The organism is Oleiphilus sp. HI0132 (assembly GCF_001635845.1).
The window spans coordinates 1-425 of the sequence record NZ_LWGJ01000429.1; the positions used below are offsets into that span (position 1 = coordinate 1).

1 protein-coding gene is annotated in these 425 nt (G+C 39.1%); it reads left to right on the top strand.

The window, feature by feature from the left end; all coding sequences use genetic code 11:
• Nucleotides 1–219, top strand: a 219-nt coding sequence (locus tag A3766_RS05220) for a DUF4345 family protein (RefSeq protein ID WP_156508708.1), incomplete at its 5' end; no start/stop codon positions are given.
• Nucleotides 220–425 lie beyond the last annotated feature (206 nt).

The following is a 425-nucleotide window of genomic DNA, read 5'->3' on the forward strand; positions in this document are numbered from 1 at the left end:
TATGGGGCCTTTTGCTTTTGGGTCGCTCAAAATATTCAGGCTCAATATAAGTTCATTCCATCTATTGCTTTGGTATTTTTTATTGGTGGGCTTGGCCGTTTAATTTCAATATTGTCCGTAGGACCTCCAGCTAGTGTTCTAATTCCGGCGATGATTTTAGAGTTTGTTATCCCAATAGCTATCTATGGTATTTACTGGAAAAAATATATTAAAACATAACCAAGCAATCTTGTGGAACTCCGTGAGCTTTAATAAGGAAATTCATGCCAAAATTCGAAATGGAAATATCGTTGCCAGTTTGCCCCGAAAATTTATCGGCAGACCTATTGGTCATGTCGGGGGTTAATTACGAGTTATCTCCCATATTAAAAATGTCGGCCCCTCAACAATGGCCGGCAAAACCAATATCTGAGTGGCCAGTAAAT